Source organism: Geothrix edaphica, assembly GCF_030268045.1.
In the GTDB taxonomy this organism is placed as follows: Bacteria; Acidobacteriota; Holophagae; order Holophagales; family Holophagaceae; genus Geothrix; species Geothrix edaphica.
Genome location: NZ_BSDC01000004.1, coordinates 159,386 through 174,014, shown reverse-complemented (window position 1 = coordinate 174,014; position 14,629 = coordinate 159,386). Strand labels below are relative to the sequence as shown.

The window sequence follows — 14,629 nt, the reverse complement described above, 5'->3', positions numbered from 1 at the left end:
CTGTGCCGTCGTCCTGCCGGCCTCGTGCTCTTTCAAGGCCAAGATGATCTGCTCCTCGGTGTATCTGCTCTTTCTCAAGGGGCCCTCCAGAGGGGGAGGACTCACATTATCCTTGGTCTAGTTTTCCGGGAGGACGTCAAGAGAACACATGCCTGTTGAGTGGAAGAAAGCCCCTCGATTCAAACCTGCCGTAATCCTCAAGAAGATTGAGGGAGTTCGGTCGATCAATCCAGAAGGGGGCGTTTCATTTTCTGGCTTTGAGCTAGAAGAGTACTTACCAACCCTGCAGTCGATGCTGGAATTTCCTGCCGCTGCGGTCGATGTTAGCGCTTCAACTCTTGTTTGGCGTGGTTTAACAAAGGTAGGAACTGAACTTACGCCTGAATCCTTTCTCGCTGCTATCAACAAAGAGTTAAAAGAACAGCTAGCAACCAAAGAGGAGTCAAATACATTTCTTACATCTCTCTCACTTGATAGTCGCAACGCAAGCCAACGGATAACTATTAATGGGTCAAAGGTTCAAATACTTTCCGGTGACTACGCAAGACGTTTTAAGTCAAGAAATGAACTCTTAAAAATGTACAGCAGAGAAGTAGAGCCGACTCCAATGTCGTATTGTAAGGTCGCTGTAAATATTAAAGCAAAATCACCTGCCGCCGCGGTAAGCAAGGCATTTCGAGTGCTGGACCTCCAGCGATCACTCTGGTGCCTCATGGGTAACTCTCGAATGCAGATGACATTCGGGAAACCCTCACTTGAGCCAATCAATGTGGTTCGGTTGGGCAGCGAGCACACGCTACATCTTTCCAGTGGCGAACCCGCATTTGATGGCATTTGGTTTGAACCTGGCTTCTCAGAAGCCTCCGTATTTCGAATGGAAAAGCCAGATGTAATAAAATTAAACTCTCGCTGGGCTAGAAGGAGGGTTGCGATATGTCCATATGGCGAACACCTTGCATCCTCATTAGTAAGGTTCGTTCGTGCACTAGACCATAGCGATGCGAATACTGCGTTCCTTAGACTTTGGGGGGCTATCGAGGCTCTCACCACGCCCGGACAGGCCGATTACGACAAGGTGGTTCGTCGCTGCTCATTTATTTTTAAAGATGCCTTGTTTCATCGACAAGTCCTCGAACATCTTCGGGAATTCCGGAATGCCAACATCCATGCAGGCGAGGAGTCCGATAGTGCTCGAACTCATTGCTTCCAACTCCAGCTTTACTATGTGAATTTAATCTGGTTCCACATACGCAATGCCACATTCTTTCGATCCTTGGATGAGGCTAATGCATTCCTAGACTCACCCTCTAACCTGAAAGATCTTACTCGGAAGATTCAACTTACTCGCAAAGCAATCCGTTTCATTGGGTAAGGGACACCTAACCTTTCGCTCAACTCGGACCCCGCCCGCATTGCCTTCCGTTCTCTCTCAACATTTCGCTATCTCGACTCCGCTCATCGACTCGGTGCAGGCGGGGCCGATTAGCTTCATCGTTAAGTCATTTATCTGAAAAGACACATATCCATGCCCACCAAACTCGCCCTCTGCCTCCTCTTCCCCGCCGCCCTGATGGCGGCCGGCCCGGCCGAGGTCCGGCCCCTGAAGACCGAAGCCGAAGCCAGGGCCCTGGTCGAGAGCTGCTTCAAGTTGTTCGTGGCGGAGGACTACAAGGCGGGCCTGGACCTGTTCAAGCCCTACTGGAAGGTCTCCATGAACGAGCTCAACACGCTCACCATGCAGACCATCACCAGCCGCGCGACGGTGAAGGAGCGGTTCGGCGCCAGCCTCGGCTACGAGTTCATCTCCCAGCAGAAGGCCGGGGCCTCCTTCCTGAGGTTCGTCGTCATCGAGAAGCTGGAGAACACCGCCATCCGCTACTCCGTGGTGTTCTACAAGGCCACGGACCGCTGGGAGATGCAGACCTTCATCTGGGACGACAAGGTGCAGAACCTGTTCGGGGACTAGCGCCCGGAGCGAAGCTCTCGGCGCAAAGACCATTGAACCGGTGATGAACTGTGATGAACGGTGATAAAGATATTTTCAATATCAATGTTCATCACCGTTCATCACCGGCAAATTTCTTTTAACCCCGGCTACCATCCCTCCATGTCCCTCCCCACCCCTGAACTCAAGCTCGGCTATGAGCTGTTCTCCAAGCTGCTGAACTGGGCGGCGGGGAAGCGGCAGTCGAAGCGGCTGGAGGAATTGAAGTCCAAGGCCTTCCAGGAGCTGCTGAAGGGCGATGCGGCGAACCTGGACCTGGTGGCCTCGGTGCTGAAGGAGATCCACAAGGCGGCGGACACCTCGGCCAAGGCCATCCGCCTGGAGACCCTGTACGACAGCGCCACCCAGCCTCCGGCCAAGCCGAAGAAGCCCGAGCGCCGGCGCAAGCCCGCCCGGAAGGGCCCGGACCCCAAGGGCTGAGGCCGCGGCCCAGACGGAGGTAGAGCTTCAGATGGAATCGGCGGCCGGAGCTTCCGTTGCCACGGCCGGGGCCGGGACCGAGCCCCGCCACCGCCACAGCAGCAGGATGCCCACCAGCGCGGCGAGCACCCCGAAGATGCTGGCCTCCAGCCCGAAGGCGCCGCCGCTCACCCACTCCGGCTTCCCCTGGAACACCGGGCGGACCCAGCCGTTCGAGACTGAGGTGCCGCTCACCCCGAAGCCCAGGACGTGGCCCTGGGCCCAGTTCCAGCCCAGGTGGATGCCGACGGGCAGGGCCAGACTGCGGGTGCGGAGGTAGGCCAGCCCCAGGAACACCGCGGCCAGGGCGATGTCGAGGGTGGCCCAGAGCTTGGTGGCGCCCTGCATGCCGGGGTTGCCCCAGTGGGCCCGGGCGAAGAAGAGCGCGAGGATCAGCTGGGCGGGCCAGGCCCCCAGGCCCGCCACCAGCCGCTGGAAGAGGAAGCCGCGGAAGAGGCTCTCCTCCCACAGGGCCACCAGCGCGAACATGCCGAAGCCAAGGCCGAGGGCCCGGAAGCTGCGCCCGGGATCCAGCTCCCAGGTGACGCCGCCCACGGCCCAGAGCAGCCCCGCCGCCAGCAGCATGACCCCGATCCCGAACAGCGTGCCCCAGGCGACCTCCCGGGCCCAGCGGCGGTCCATCCGCCAGCCGGCGCTGGCCAGGGGCTCCCCGCGGAGGCGGGTGCAGATCCAGGTGGCCAGCAGGGTGATCAGGAACAGAACGCCCACCACCCAATCGCCGCTGCGGACCCCGACCCGCTTGAGCAGCGGCGCCACGAGCTCCTGGAAACCGCTGAGACCGGTCGCCACGATGGCCAGGAAGAGGCACGCCCACCACCCGTTGCGCAGGCGCCGGCCTTCGTCGAAGAAGATGGATTTCATGGCAGGCCCCTGGCTGAAGCTGAGTTACGCCCGCGGTCGCGGATCGTTTACGGGCCCCGATGACGGCCCTGGACCCGGGGACGACCGTTCGGGGGTGAATCAAACCCCGTTCGGATCCTCTGACTTTCCCAGCCTGGCCTCCGGCCGTATGCTTCCTGCCCGGGGGTATCCCGGCCCCCGCCGGAGGTCCCATGCTCGCTGAGCCCCAGATCGTCCAGGTGACCGCCCGGCCGACGGCGGTCATCCACTTCCTCATTCCCCGGTCGGCGGTCCAGCAGGTCATGGGCCCGGGCATCGGTGAGCTGCTGGCCACCCTGGCCACCCAGGGCATCGCCCCGGCGGGCCCGGTGTTCTCCCACCACCTCCAGATGCATTCCGATGCCTTCGACTTCGAGCTCGGCGTGCCGGTCACCTCGCCGGTGACCCCCACGGGCCGCGTGAAGCCCGGGCACTGGCCCGCCGGCACGGTGGCGCGGACCGTCTACCGCGGCGGCTACGAGGGCCTCGGCCCCGCCTGGGGCGAGTTCGATACCTGGCTGGCGGCGATGGGCCACCGCCCGGCCCGGGACCTGTGGGAGTGCTACGCCGCCGGACCGGAGACGGGCCCCGACCCGGCCACTTGGCGCACGGAGCTGATCCGGCCTCTGGCCCCGTGAAGGAACCGGCGGTCCCTGGGAGGGGCCCGCAGGCGATGACCCGATGGGTGCAGTCATGGAAAAATACGAGGGCACGACGGGGTCTTTCGCCCCATCCTTGGTTCGTGAGGTGGCGCTTCCAAGGGCCCCCTCCCTCTTCTGAGGTATCTCCATGCACTTCCTCCTGATCTACGAGGTCGGCCCCGAGTATGTGGAGCGCCGGGGGGAATTCCGGAAGGAGCACCTGGCCCTGGCCTGGGAGGCCCACCAGCGGGGTGAGCTGGTGCTGGGCGGAGCCGTGGCGGATCCGGTGGACATGTCCATCCTCCTCTTCCAGGGGGAGTCCCCGGCGGCGGCCCAGCGCTTCGCGGCGGCGGATCCCTACGTCCTCAGCGGCCTGGTGCATCGCTGGTCGGTGCGGCCCTGGATCACCGTGGTGGGCGCCGACGCGGCCACGCCGGTGCATGGGTAGGCCCGGAACCAACCAGCCTCTCTCTCTGTTTCCAGAGGAGGTTCGCGAGGACCTGACCGAAGGCTCTCTGAACCACGTTGCGATGCGTTGCGAGGAATGAAAGTGGCAGCTAGATTGGGGACCATTGACGATTAAATGGTAATCTCAGCCACATCCCAATTCATCCCCATGCATTCGCGTTCGTATCGGAGAGGCGATGTCAACAACCAGGTGGTTCCGGATTCTGGGCTTAGGCAGCCTCCTGCTCGCTTGCCATGGCCTCTGGGGAGATGAGGCCACGGCCCCATTCAGCGCCCTTGAGAAGATCCAGATGGGCCCCGCCCATACAGAGACCCAGGAGGTTTCCCTCTCCGTGGGTAGCAGCGCCATCCGTTTCTCGGGTGCCTGGTCGCCTCTTCTCCAGAATGGGAAACCCGTCGGTTACTACCTGAAGGGGCAGGGGACCTTGTCCTACAGCTCCTCCTTCGCACCTGAGCACCCGGTATTCACTCGGAATCTGAAGGAGTGGACCCCCCTGAAGGCCGTCAAGAACGGCGAAACCCTCGCGGTCACCATTCCCTTCAAGGAAGCGAGAATCTTCCTGGGGGGCTCCGTCCTTCCCCCTTGGGAAGGTCCAGGGTCTGCTCCGCTGGAGGATTCTTTCAGGCAGTTCGAGCAGCGTTGGAACATGGTGGAGCACCATGTCCCCCTCCATCTGCTGGCCATGCAGGCGGCGAACGCCCCTTGGAAGACCGTGGCCAACATGGACCTAGAGGATGGCGGCCGTCGATGGATCTTCCAGCACGATGGGGTCGATCAGATGGAAGAATCCCTCAGTTGCCTGCGCAGCTATCCCAATCCCAGAGCTAACCTCAAGGGCATCTTCTTCAAGCAGCTCCTTTCCCGGCAATACCTTGGCTGGGATCCCCGGAAGGGACAGATTGCCCCGACGCACTTCCTCCTCACTGCCCTGGACGTGGATCTCCGGGCGAAGGACAAGCGCAATGCAGACATGGTGGTCCAGGAAACCATCCTCCCCCTGGAGGACGGACTGCAGGTGTTCACTTTCAACCTCTGGTCGGCCCTGGAGACCGAGGAGGATACGCGGGTCCTCCGGATCAAGGAGATTCGCGACGCTGAGGGCAACCTGATCGAATACCACCACACGAGAGACGAGGTCGCCCTGCGCCTCCCCGCCGCAGCTCGCCGCGGAGTACCCTTCACCCTCCGGGTGGAATACGGTGGGGACTTCCTCATCCAGCCCGATAACGACAACTACTGGGAGCTTCCCGTCGGTTCCGGATGGTACCCCGCGCCGAATAACATGGCGAGCGAGTGGTACTCCTTCCATGGGACGGTTCGAACACCGGGCGACTGGATCAGCTTCCTTCCCGGCGATACCGTGCGGCGAGAAAAGGATGGAGCCTGGAACCTCCTGGAAACACGCACGAAGTTGCCCATCTGCTTCGCGACAATCCTGGCTGGCAAGTACTACCTGGATGAGGAGTCCCACGACGGCCTCACCGTGCGGGTCGCGACTTACGGTTTCAAGCCGGGGGCCGCAAATACCGTTTTCAAGGCCCAGGCTTTCAATGTCATCCGGTACTACGAACGGTTCCTGGGACCTTTCCCCTTCAAGGAATTCACCATCGTCGAGAAGAACGACTGGGGCTACGGACAGGCTCCTCCAGGAATGATGTACATCACCCGGGATGCCTTCGAGCAGATCCAGTCTGCCCGCCAGCTCCAGGCCCTGGCCGATCAGGTCGAGGCCCTGAAGCGCACCGGCCGGTGGATCGGAGCACGTCCATCAATGAAGACCATGGACGTGCGCCATGTGTTCGCCCATGAAATCGCGCATCAGTACTGGGGGATCACGGTAAAAATGCCCAACCTGCTGGAGCAGTGGGTTACGGAATCCTTCGCCGACTATTGCGCCGGTCTTTTCGAGAAGGACTACAAGGGCAAGAGCCTTTGGGATCGCAACCTCGCCAGCTGGGGAGATGGCGCCGAATCCGCCAGGTTCAAGGCCCCCATTCCACTGGCCAACGACATCTCCTACACAGACACTTACGACACCTTCTACACCCGGAGAAACCTTCTTTACAACAAAGGCCCATTGCTACTGGCCGCACTGCACCAGGAACAGGGAGATCAGGTCTTCCTGACTTGGCTGAAGTCCATCCAGACGAACTTCAAAGGAAAATTCGTCACGACCAAGCAGTTGTTCAACCTGCTTGGCTACATCACGAAAAAGGATTTCAAAGACTTCTACGACGAGTACTTCTGGGATATGGGCCTTCCGAAACTGAAACGCTAGATCCCTCGGCCCTGCCCAGAAAGGGTTCTCGACCAAGGCCATCCGATCCTGGGCAGAATGTCACCACACCCACGCCCGGAGGTCCGCATGCAGTGGCTCGAGAAGTACGCCGATCACACCTACGCCCTGTTGCGCATCGTGGCGGGCCTGCTGTTCACCTTCCACGGCCTCCAGAAGATCTTCGGCATCCTTGCCGAGCAGCAGCCCGCCGTGGGTTCGCAGGTCTGGATCGGCGGCCTGCTCGAGCTGGTGGGCGGCCTGGCCATCCTGGTGGGCTTCCAGACGCGCCTGGCGGCCTTCCTCTGCAGCGGCATGATGGCCGTGGCCTACCTGCAATTCCACTGGAAGTTCCAGTTCGGCGCCGCCTTCTGGCCTGCGGTGAACAAGGGTGAGCTGGCGGTGGTGTTCTGCTTCCTGTTCCTCTACATGGCCGCCCGGGGCGGCGTGAAGTGGTGCCTGGAGAAGACCGCATGAAACCCGCATCCCTCAGATTCTTCGCAGGGCTGGCCCTCATCCTCCTGGGCCTGGCGGCCCTGATCCGGCCCGATTTCAGCTACACCAAGGACAGCCACGACGCCAAGCTGGGCCCCCTGGAGTTCACCGTGAAGGAGAAGGAATCCGTGCACATCCCCACCTGGGCGGCCCTCGCGGCCATGGCGGTGGGAGTGGCGCTGGTGTGGCCACGGAAGGGCTGATGCGCGTACTCGCCCTGTCCGGCAGCCTGCGCGCCGGCTCCCTCAACGCACGCCTGCTCCGGGAGGCGGCCCGCCTGGTCCCGGAAGTCACCTTCGAGTTCTGGGAGCGGCTGGACGACCTGCCCCACTTCAGCCCTGAGCGGGATACGGAGCCTGCGCCCGAGCCGGCGGCCGACCTGCGTGGCCGCATCCAGGCGGCGGACGCGCTGCTGGTCTGCACGCCGGAATACATCCACGCCATGCCCGCGGTGCTGAAGAACCTGCTGGAGTGGGTGGTCTCCTCCGGGGCCTGCGTGGGCAAGCCCACGGCGGCGTGGAGCGCCTCCCCCTCCTCCGAGGGCGGCGCCAAGGCCCAGGCCGCGCTGGCCCACACGCTGGAGGTGATGTCGGCGCGCGTGGTGCCGGAGGCGTCGCTCTGCCTCACGCTGGCGGCTTCCAGCCTCGACGCTGAAGGCCATCTGGCGGACCCGGCCCAGGCGGCGCGGGTGAGGACCGCCATGCAGGCCCTGGTCGCCGCCGGAGGCGCCCTGTGACGGCGGACCAGCCCGCCATCCGCATCTTCGTGGACGCGGACGCCTGCCCGGTGAAGGAGGAGATCTTCCGGGTGGCCACGCGCTGCGGCTTGAAGGTGCTGCTGGTGTCGAACGCGCCCCTGCGGGTCCCCCGCAACCCGCTGTTCGAGTCGGTGGTGGTGGCGAAGGGGCAGTTCGACGGGGCCGACGACTGGATCGTGGAGCAGATCACGGCCTCGGATATCGCCGTGACGGCGGACATCCCCCTGGCGGCCCGCTGCCTGGAGAAGGGCGCCCGGGCCCTGGATGCCAAGGGCCGGGTCTACTCGCCCGACTCCATCGGCGATGCCCTGGCCAGCCGCGAGCTGATGACGCACCTGCGCGCCATGGGCGAGCTGGGCACTGGCCCCGCTCCCTTCACCGCCCGGGACCGCTCGACCTTCCTGCAGCGGCTGGACGACCTGATCCAGGCGCTCCGGCGGACGAGGCGGTAGACTGAGACACGGGCTGGATCGGCTTCCACCTTTTTCATGATCGGACTCGCCATGGCCAGAAAGCCCAACTACAACTTCGAGAAGCGGCAGAAGGACCTGGCCCGCCAGAAGAAGAAGGAAGAGAAGCTGCAGAAGAAGGCGCTGAAGAAGGACGCCCTGGGCAACGACATTCCGGACTCCGAGGACCAGGAGGGCGTCGAGGGCCAGGACGAGGCCCCCGAGGGCGGTCCGCTGCCCGAGTAGGCGGCCGCTTCAGCCGAGGTCGAGCGCCCCGTGGCGTGGTAGAAGAGAAGCCTTTCCGGGAGTCCCATGACCTGGACCGTGCTCGCGGCCGCTCTGTTGATCCTGCCTCTCCAGGCCGCGCCGCCGGCCGCGCCGGTTCCTCCCGCCGCCGCCCGTCTGGCGGCCCTGGAAGCCCGCTCCGGAGGCCGCCTCGGCGTGGCCGTGCTCGATACGGGCTCGGGCCGCCGCCTGGACCACCGGGGCGGCGAACGCTTCCCCCTGTGCAGCACCTTCAAGGTGCTGCTGGCGGGCGCCGTGCTCGCCCGGGTGGATGGGGGCAGGGAGACCCTGGACCGGCGCGTCCCCTACGGCCAGGCGGACCTGCTGGAGCACGCGCCGGTGGCCAAGGCGCACGTCGCTGAGGGGGGCCTCCCCGTGCTGGACCTCTGCGCTGCCGCCGTGGAGGCCAGCGACAACACCGCCGCCAACCTGCTGCTCCAGACCCTCGGCGGCCCCGGTGCCATCACCACCTTCGCACGCTCCCTGGGCGATCCCGTGACGCGCCTGGACCGCACGGAACCCTCGCTGAACACCGCCCTGCCCGGCGATCCCCGGGACACCACCACGCCCACCGCCATGGTGGACACCCTGCGGGCCCTGCTGCTGGGCCCGACCCTGACTCCCGCCTCGCGGCAGCGCCTCGAGGGCTGGATGGCGGCCTGTACCACGGGCCGGGACCGGCTCCGGGCGGGCCTGCCGGCGGATTGGACCGCCGGGGACAAGACCGGTTCGGGGAGGCGCGGCACCGTGAACGATGTGGCCATCCTGCGCCCGCCCCACCGGGCGCCCATCCTCATCGCGGTCTACTACACCGGCTCCACCGCTCCGATGGACGCCCGCAACGCGGTGCTGGCCGAGGTGGGGCGCATCGTGGTGGCTGCCTTCAAGGACTGATCAGGCCGTCACGGGGCGCTCCGGGACGGGTCGGGTCCTGGTACCCGTGCGAAGCCGTCGCAAAATAACGGCATCTTGCTCTCGGAGAGATGATGGAATGCCCTGCCCTGGAAGGAGTCCTCCCATGGACCCGAACACGGAAGCGACACTCCACGCCCTGCTGACCGGCCTGCCGGTGGCCTCCCTGGGCACCCTGCATGACGGCGCCCCCTTCGTGTCCATGGCGCCGGTGGTGCCCGCCCCGGATGGCACGGGCTTCCTCATCCACGTGAGCCGCCTGGCCCAGCACACCCGCGACATGCTGGTGGATGCCCGGGTCAGCCTGATGCTCATGGTGCCCTCGGAGGAAGGCCAGGATCCGCTGGCGCTGCCCCGGGTGAGCCTGCAGGGCCGCGCCGAGGAACTGACCGCGGACGACAGCCGCCAGCAGGCGGCGGCCCGGGCCTACCTGGCCCGCTTCCCGCAAGCGGAGATGACCCTCGGGCTGGGAGACTTCTCCTTCTTTCTCATCCGGCCCACCACCGGGCGCCTGGTGTTCGGCTTCGGCCGGGCCCTGAGCCTGGATGCCTCTCAGATCGGCGCCAGCCTCTCCACGGTCCGCTGAGCGGGCCAACTCTCGACATGTCGTGGATCCGGTTCTCGGCCGGTCGGGATTCCCGTAGGATCGCGAGCCATTGGCTTTACTGAATCAATTCAATGATTTGACTTATTGCTTTGGCATGGGGATGGCTCTACCTTGATGCCGCCGAGTGCGGCCCAGAGGAGATCCCATGTCCTTCACCGATTCCAAGACCCACCAGAACCTCAAGGCCGCCTTCGCCGGGGAGAGCCAGGCCAACCGCCGCTACACCTGGATGGCCCAGGTGGCGGAGAAGGAAGGCCTGAAGGAAGTGGCCGACCTGTTCAAGCACAGCGCCGACGGCGAGACGGGCCACGCCCTGCGGCACCTGATGTTCCTGGCCGAGCAGGCCGCCGATCCCGCCACGGGCCTGCCCCTGGGCGATTCCCTCACCAACCTGAAGTCCGCGGTGGCTGGCGAGACCTACGAATACACGGACATGTATCCCGAGTTCACCCGCGTGGCCAAGGAAGAGGGCTACACCGAGATCGCGGCCTGGTTCGAGACCCTGGCCAAGGTGGAGCGCTTCCACGCCGGCCGCTTCCAGGAGGCCCTCACCAAGCTGCAGGCCGGCGCCAAGCCCGCCTTTGCGGAGCCTGCCGCCGACATCGCGAAGCATGTCTGAGCACCTGGTGACGCTCGCCTTCGATCCCGCCACCGAGCGCGCCCGCTTCCACGCACGGCAGGACTTCCTGGGCCGCCAGGCCGCGCTGCGGCTGGAGCTGGCGGAGGGCATCAGCTTCCAGCCCGAAACTGCCGAGAGCGTGGAGGACCAGATCATCGAAACGCTCTGGGCCGAGGGCAAGACGCCAAACACCGTGGAAGCGGACGAGCTGGCCGAAGCCCGTGCCTCCTTCGCCGTGCTGGCGCCCCGCCGCGAAGGCGCGGCCCGCAGCATCGCCGCCACACTGATGCTGGGCTTTCCGGACGAGGTGCGGGACCGCCGCCTGGCGCTCCTCCACACCTTCCCGGACCAGCTGCGGCTGGAGCTGTCGGATGGCTCTCTGGTAGATCCGTCCGTCGACCGCGGCACCGCCGGGCCGGACGATCGCCTGCCCTCGGTGCTGGCCCTGCGCTACCTCATTCCGGACGGCCGTGCCATCGCCGCCCTCGTCTCCAACCACGCCGAAGCCCCCGGCCGCTGGCCCGCGCCGGCTGCATGGGCGGCCTGGCTTTCCTGAGGAGAGCCCCGTGAACCGTTCCGTCGTCGACCACCTGAACACCGAGCTGGCCACCGCCTTTGTGCTGGCCCTGAATGCCAAGCGCTACCACTGGACCGTCACCGGCCCCCACTTCCGCGACTACCACCTGCGCTTCGAGGATCTCTATGCCGCCGCGGACGGCACCGTGGACGAGTTGGCGGAGCGCATCCGCATGGTGGGAGGCACGCCGATCCACGCCCCCGCCCAGATCGAGGCCCAGACCAAGGCAGCCATCTCCAATCCCGCCACCCGTCTGGATCCCGAAGCCATGCTGAAGGAGGCCCTGGCCAACGAGGAAGCCGTGGTGTCGCTCATGCATGAGGGCATCGAGCTGGCCAACGGCGCCGGCGATCCCGGCACCGCCGACCTGCTGACCCGCTTCGTGCAGGTGCATCAGAAGGAAGCGTGGTTCCTGCGGGAGATGCTTGGTTGACCCGACACATAGGGGACACACGCCTGAACATTGTGCCTGTTTCATCCAATTTCCGACTTTTTCAGTAAGCTAATCATCCGCGCTCAGCGCAGCCAAGGAGATGCCATGGCCTACACCGCGAAGAACTATGACCACCTGAAGGGCGGCGCCCTGAAAGGACTCAGCGACTCCCAGCTGGATCAGCACTTCGGCCTCTACAAGGGCTACGTCACCAAGCTGAACGAGATCGAGGAGAAGCTGGCTACGGCGGACAACACCAAGCCCAACTACTCCTACAACGAGTACAGCGAGCTGAAGCGCCGCGAGGCCGTGGCCTTCAACGGCTCCTTCCTGCACGAGCTCTACTTCGAGAATCTGGGCGCTGACAGCGACATCAGCGCCGGCCTCAAGGCCGCCCTGGACGCCGTGGGCGGCAAGGACAAGGTCATCGCCGACCTCAAGGCCACCGCCATGGGCGGTCCCGGCTGGGCCGTGCTCACCCGCAACCGCCGCGACGGCAAGCTGCACACCTACTTCGTGGCCGAGCACCACCTGGGCCTGCCCATCGAGCAGGACCTGCTCGTGGTGCTGGATTCGTGGGAGCACGCGTTCATGGTGGATTACGGCACCGCCCGCGCGAAGTACCTCGACGCGTTCGTCGAGAACATCAAGTGGAGCGAAGTCAGCAAGCGCTTCGGGAAGTAAGGCGCGAGCGGGCCTCATGGCCCCCCGGATCGCAGGCCCCGCATGGGGCCTGCTCCCGTTCAGCTTTCGCTTCGCTCGGCTTCACGGACGGGGCCCCGCTGGCACCGCCCGCGCGAAGTACCTCGACGCGTTCGTCGAGAACATCAAGTGGAGCGAAGTCAGCAAGCGCTTCGGGAAATAGGCCGCGCGGGGCGCCTCGACGCCTCTCAACGCGTGCTCGCGGTTGGGCCCCCCGAAATGGGGGCCCGCCTCATTTTGGGCGTAACCTGATGGCACCCTCCCGGAGGCGACGTGGCCGCGAAGACGACTTCCTCTGGACCAGAAAATCCGCTGGGGCCCAGCTTCTTCCGGTTCCTGAAGGACCTGAAGGCGCACAACGACCGCGCGTGGTTCCTGGAGAACAAGGCGCGGTACGAGGCCGAGGCCCGCGACCCCATGCTGCGGCTCATCGCCGCCTTCAGCGGTCCGCTGGCCTCCGTCAGCCGCCATGTCATCGCCGACCCGCGGCCCTCGGGCGGCTCCATGTTCCGGATCTACCGCGACACGCGGTTCGCCAAGGACAAGACGCCCTACAAGACCCACATCGCGGCCCACTTCCCCCACCGGACCATGCAGGCGGGCGGCGTCCACGGGCCCGGCTTCTACCTCCACCTGGAGCCCGGCGGAAGCTTCGCGGGCGGCGGCCTCTGGCACCCGGATCCCGATTCGCTGTTCAAGGTCCGCCAGGCCATCGCCGCCAGGCCCGCAGCCTGGAAGGCCCTGCGGAAGTCCGGCCTGGAGATCGAAGGCGACGCGCTCATGCGGGTCCCCCAAGGCTTTGATCCGGCCCACCCCTGCGCGGAGGATCTCAAGCTCAAGGACTTCTACACGTCCACCGGCTTCACGAACGCCCAGGTGCTGGCGCCCGATTTCGTCGACCAGGTGACCGCCGCCTGTCGGCAGGCCTCCCCGCTCGTCGCCTTCCTGTGCAAGGCGCTGGATCTGCCCTTCTGACGGCTCAGCGTCCCTGAGCGGCGCGCGAGGCCCGCAGGACGGCGCGGAAGACGTCCTCCACGCCCTGCATGTCCAGGTGGGCCTCATGGGCCCAGGCGCGGCGGGCCTGGAGCTGGGCGGTCTCGCGCTCGGGATCGTGCACGGGGAGGCCCAGCTCGGCCTTGGCGCGGCCGGCGCGGAGCACCAGCTCGGTGCGGCGGGCCAGCAGGGCCACCAGCTCCTGGTCCAGGGCGTCGATGTTGTCGCGGGTCTCCTGCAGGATCGGGGACCGCTCCCCCAAGCTGGGGATGGCGAGCTGCTGCTCGTCCGAGCCTTCCGCCACGGCTTCCGCCAGGCTCTGGTGGATGGCGGAGAGCGCCTCCAGCAGGCCCTCCCGGGCCCCGGCGGCGAAGGGGTTCTGGTTCTGGAGGGCGGCGAAGAGGTGCCCGGCGTCCTCCCGCACGGATTCCAGCGTGCGGGCGATGGCGTGGAAGGAGGGCGGCGTGAAGGGCAGCTCGGCCCCGGCGCCCACGGCCAGCAGGCCCTTGGCGATGAAGAAGGTGAGGGCGTGGGTGGTGGCCATCACCCGGTCATGGTCCTCCGGGCTCTGGCGCAGCACCTCGCAGCCGAGGCCTTCGAACAGGGTCTGCACCCGGTCGGCCGCGGCGGGATGGTGGGTCGAGGGGCAGAGCACCACGCGCAGGGGCCGCTCTGCCCGGGCCAGGCTCACGGGACCGAAGAGGGGATGCGTCCCGGCGTGGGGGATGGCCGCTCCCAGCTGGGCGTCCATCAAGCTGCAGGGCCCCGACTTCACGCTGCCCACGTCGAAGACCAGGTGGTCCGGCCGGAGGTGGGGCCGAAGGCCCGCCAGCGCGGCGGCCTGGGCGGCGATGGGCACCGCCAGCACCAGGGTTTCAGAAGTTTCCGCCAGCTCCGAAGGCCCACCCACCAGGCGTTCGGCAGGAATCTCCGCCACCGGATCCCAGGCCCGATAGGCATGGCCGGCCTCGTGGAGAAGCGCCCCCAGCGCCCTCCCGAAGCGGCCATAACCCAGAATGCCGATGCGCATGGGATTCCCCGGAGACAGAAG

The 14,629-nt window shown here is 65.5% G+C and carries 20 protein-coding genes; 18 read left to right on the top strand and 2 right to left on the bottom strand.

Going from position 1 to position 14,629, the window contains the following annotated elements; all coding sequences use genetic code 11:
* Positions 1-148 precede the first annotated feature (148 nt).
* The 3 genes from QSJ30_RS14205 (at position 149) to QSJ30_RS14195 (ending at position 2,425) form a co-directional block, all read left to right on the top strand.
* Positions 149-1,372 (top strand): hypothetical protein, encoded by a 1,224-nt coding sequence (locus QSJ30_RS14205; RefSeq protein WP_285610326.1) that lies wholly within the window; start codon positions 149-151, stop codon positions 1,370-1,372.
* A gap of 153 nt (positions 1,373-1,525) precedes the next feature.
* Positions 1,526-1,966, top strand: coding sequence for a hypothetical protein (locus QSJ30_RS14200; RefSeq protein ID WP_285610324.1), 441 nt, complete (start codon positions 1,526-1,528; stop codon positions 1,964-1,966).
* Between the two features lie 141 nt (positions 1,967-2,107).
* Complete coding sequence (locus QSJ30_RS14195; RefSeq protein WP_285610322.1) at positions 2,108-2,425, top strand: hypothetical protein; 318 nt, start codon at positions 2,108-2,110, stop codon at positions 2,423-2,425.
* A gap of 27 nt (positions 2,426-2,452) precedes the next feature.
* Here QSJ30_RS14195 and QSJ30_RS14190 read toward each other — a convergent pair whose 3' ends face one another.
* Complete coding sequence (locus tag QSJ30_RS14190; RefSeq protein WP_285610320.1) at positions 2,453-3,346, bottom strand: CPBP family intramembrane glutamic endopeptidase; 894 nt, start codon at positions 3,344-3,346, stop codon at positions 2,453-2,455.
* A gap of 191 nt (positions 3,347-3,537) precedes the next feature.
* Here QSJ30_RS14190 and QSJ30_RS14185 point away from each other — a divergent pair, with 191 nt between their 5' ends.
* The 15 genes from QSJ30_RS14185 (at position 3,538) to QSJ30_RS14115 (ending at position 13,560) form a co-directional block, all read left to right on the top strand.
* Positions 3,538-4,002, top strand: coding sequence for a GyrI-like domain-containing protein (locus tag QSJ30_RS14185; RefSeq protein WP_285610318.1), 465 nt, complete (start codon positions 3,538-3,540; stop codon positions 4,000-4,002).
* A 151-nt stretch (positions 4,003-4,153) separates the two neighbouring features.
* Complete coding sequence (locus QSJ30_RS14180) at positions 4,154-4,453, top strand: YciI-like protein (protein ID WP_285610317.1); 300 nt, start codon at positions 4,154-4,156, stop codon at positions 4,451-4,453.
* A 310-nt stretch (positions 4,454-4,763) separates the two neighbouring features.
* On the top strand, positions 4,764-6,752 hold the full coding sequence (locus tag QSJ30_RS14175; protein WP_285610315.1) for a M1 family metallopeptidase: 1,989 nt from the start codon (positions 4,764-4,766) through the stop codon (positions 6,750-6,752).
* A gap of 87 nt (positions 6,753-6,839) precedes the next feature.
* Positions 6,840-7,226 (top strand): DoxX family protein, encoded by a 387-nt coding sequence (locus tag QSJ30_RS14170; RefSeq protein WP_285610314.1) that lies wholly within the window; start codon positions 6,840-6,842, stop codon positions 7,224-7,226.
* On the top strand, positions 7,223-7,447 hold the full coding sequence (locus QSJ30_RS14165) for a hypothetical protein (RefSeq protein WP_285610312.1): 225 nt from the start codon (positions 7,223-7,225) through the stop codon (positions 7,445-7,447). The genes QSJ30_RS14170 and QSJ30_RS14165 overlap by 4 nt, the downstream gene beginning before the upstream one ends.
* Positions 7,447-7,980, top strand: coding sequence for an NADPH-dependent FMN reductase (locus QSJ30_RS14160; protein ID WP_285610311.1), 534 nt, complete (start codon positions 7,447-7,449; stop codon positions 7,978-7,980). Before QSJ30_RS14165 ends, QSJ30_RS14160 begins: the two co-directional genes overlap by 1 nt.
* Entirely contained in the window at positions 7,977-8,453 is a 477-nt protein-coding gene (locus QSJ30_RS14155; protein WP_285610309.1) for a YaiI/YqxD family protein, read from the top strand. The genes QSJ30_RS14160 and QSJ30_RS14155 overlap by 4 nt, the downstream gene beginning before the upstream one ends.
* A gap of 51 nt (positions 8,454-8,504) precedes the next feature.
* On the top strand, positions 8,505-8,696 hold the full coding sequence (locus QSJ30_RS14150) for a hypothetical protein (RefSeq protein ID WP_285610307.1): 192 nt from the start codon (positions 8,505-8,507) through the stop codon (positions 8,694-8,696).
* Positions 8,697-8,762: 66 nt separating this feature from the next.
* Positions 8,763-9,629 (top strand): class A beta-lactamase, encoded by an 867-nt coding sequence (bla, locus tag QSJ30_RS14145; protein ID WP_285610305.1) that lies wholly within the window; start codon positions 8,763-8,765, stop codon positions 9,627-9,629.
* A gap of 124 nt (positions 9,630-9,753) precedes the next feature.
* Entirely contained in the window at positions 9,754-10,233 is a 480-nt protein-coding gene (locus QSJ30_RS14140) for a HugZ family pyridoxamine 5'-phosphate oxidase (RefSeq protein ID WP_285610304.1), read from the top strand.
* A 166-nt stretch (positions 10,234-10,399) separates the two neighbouring features.
* Entirely contained in the window at positions 10,400-10,873 is a 474-nt protein-coding gene (locus QSJ30_RS14135; protein WP_285610302.1) for a rubrerythrin family protein, read from the top strand.
* Positions 10,866-11,429 (top strand): DUF3501 family protein, encoded by a 564-nt coding sequence (locus QSJ30_RS14130; protein ID WP_285610301.1) that lies wholly within the window; start codon positions 10,866-10,868, stop codon positions 11,427-11,429. The genes QSJ30_RS14135 and QSJ30_RS14130 overlap by 8 nt, the downstream gene beginning before the upstream one ends.
* A 10-nt stretch (positions 11,430-11,439) precedes the next feature.
* The gene (locus QSJ30_RS14125; RefSeq protein ID WP_285610299.1) at positions 11,440-11,883 is read left to right on the top strand and encodes a Dps family protein; all 444 of its coding nucleotides are present in this window, start codon (positions 11,440-11,442) and stop codon (positions 11,881-11,883) included.
* 105 nt (positions 11,884-11,988) lie between these two features.
* Positions 11,989-12,567, top strand: coding sequence for a Fe-Mn family superoxide dismutase (locus tag QSJ30_RS14120; RefSeq protein ID WP_285610297.1), 579 nt, complete (start codon positions 11,989-11,991; stop codon positions 12,565-12,567).
* Positions 12,568-12,858: 291 nt separating this feature from the next.
* Entirely contained in the window at positions 12,859-13,560 is a 702-nt protein-coding gene (locus QSJ30_RS14115) for a DUF2461 domain-containing protein (RefSeq protein WP_285610295.1), read from the top strand.
* A 4-nt stretch (positions 13,561-13,564) separates the two neighbouring features.
* Here the strand turns inward: QSJ30_RS14115 and QSJ30_RS14110 are convergent, their stop codons facing one another.
* Positions 13,565-14,608: a prephenate dehydrogenase/arogenate dehydrogenase family protein gene (locus QSJ30_RS14110; protein ID WP_285610293.1), complete on the bottom strand. Its 1,044-nt coding sequence runs from the start codon at positions 14,606-14,608 to the stop codon at positions 13,565-13,567.
* Positions 14,609-14,629: the final 21 nt, after the last annotated feature.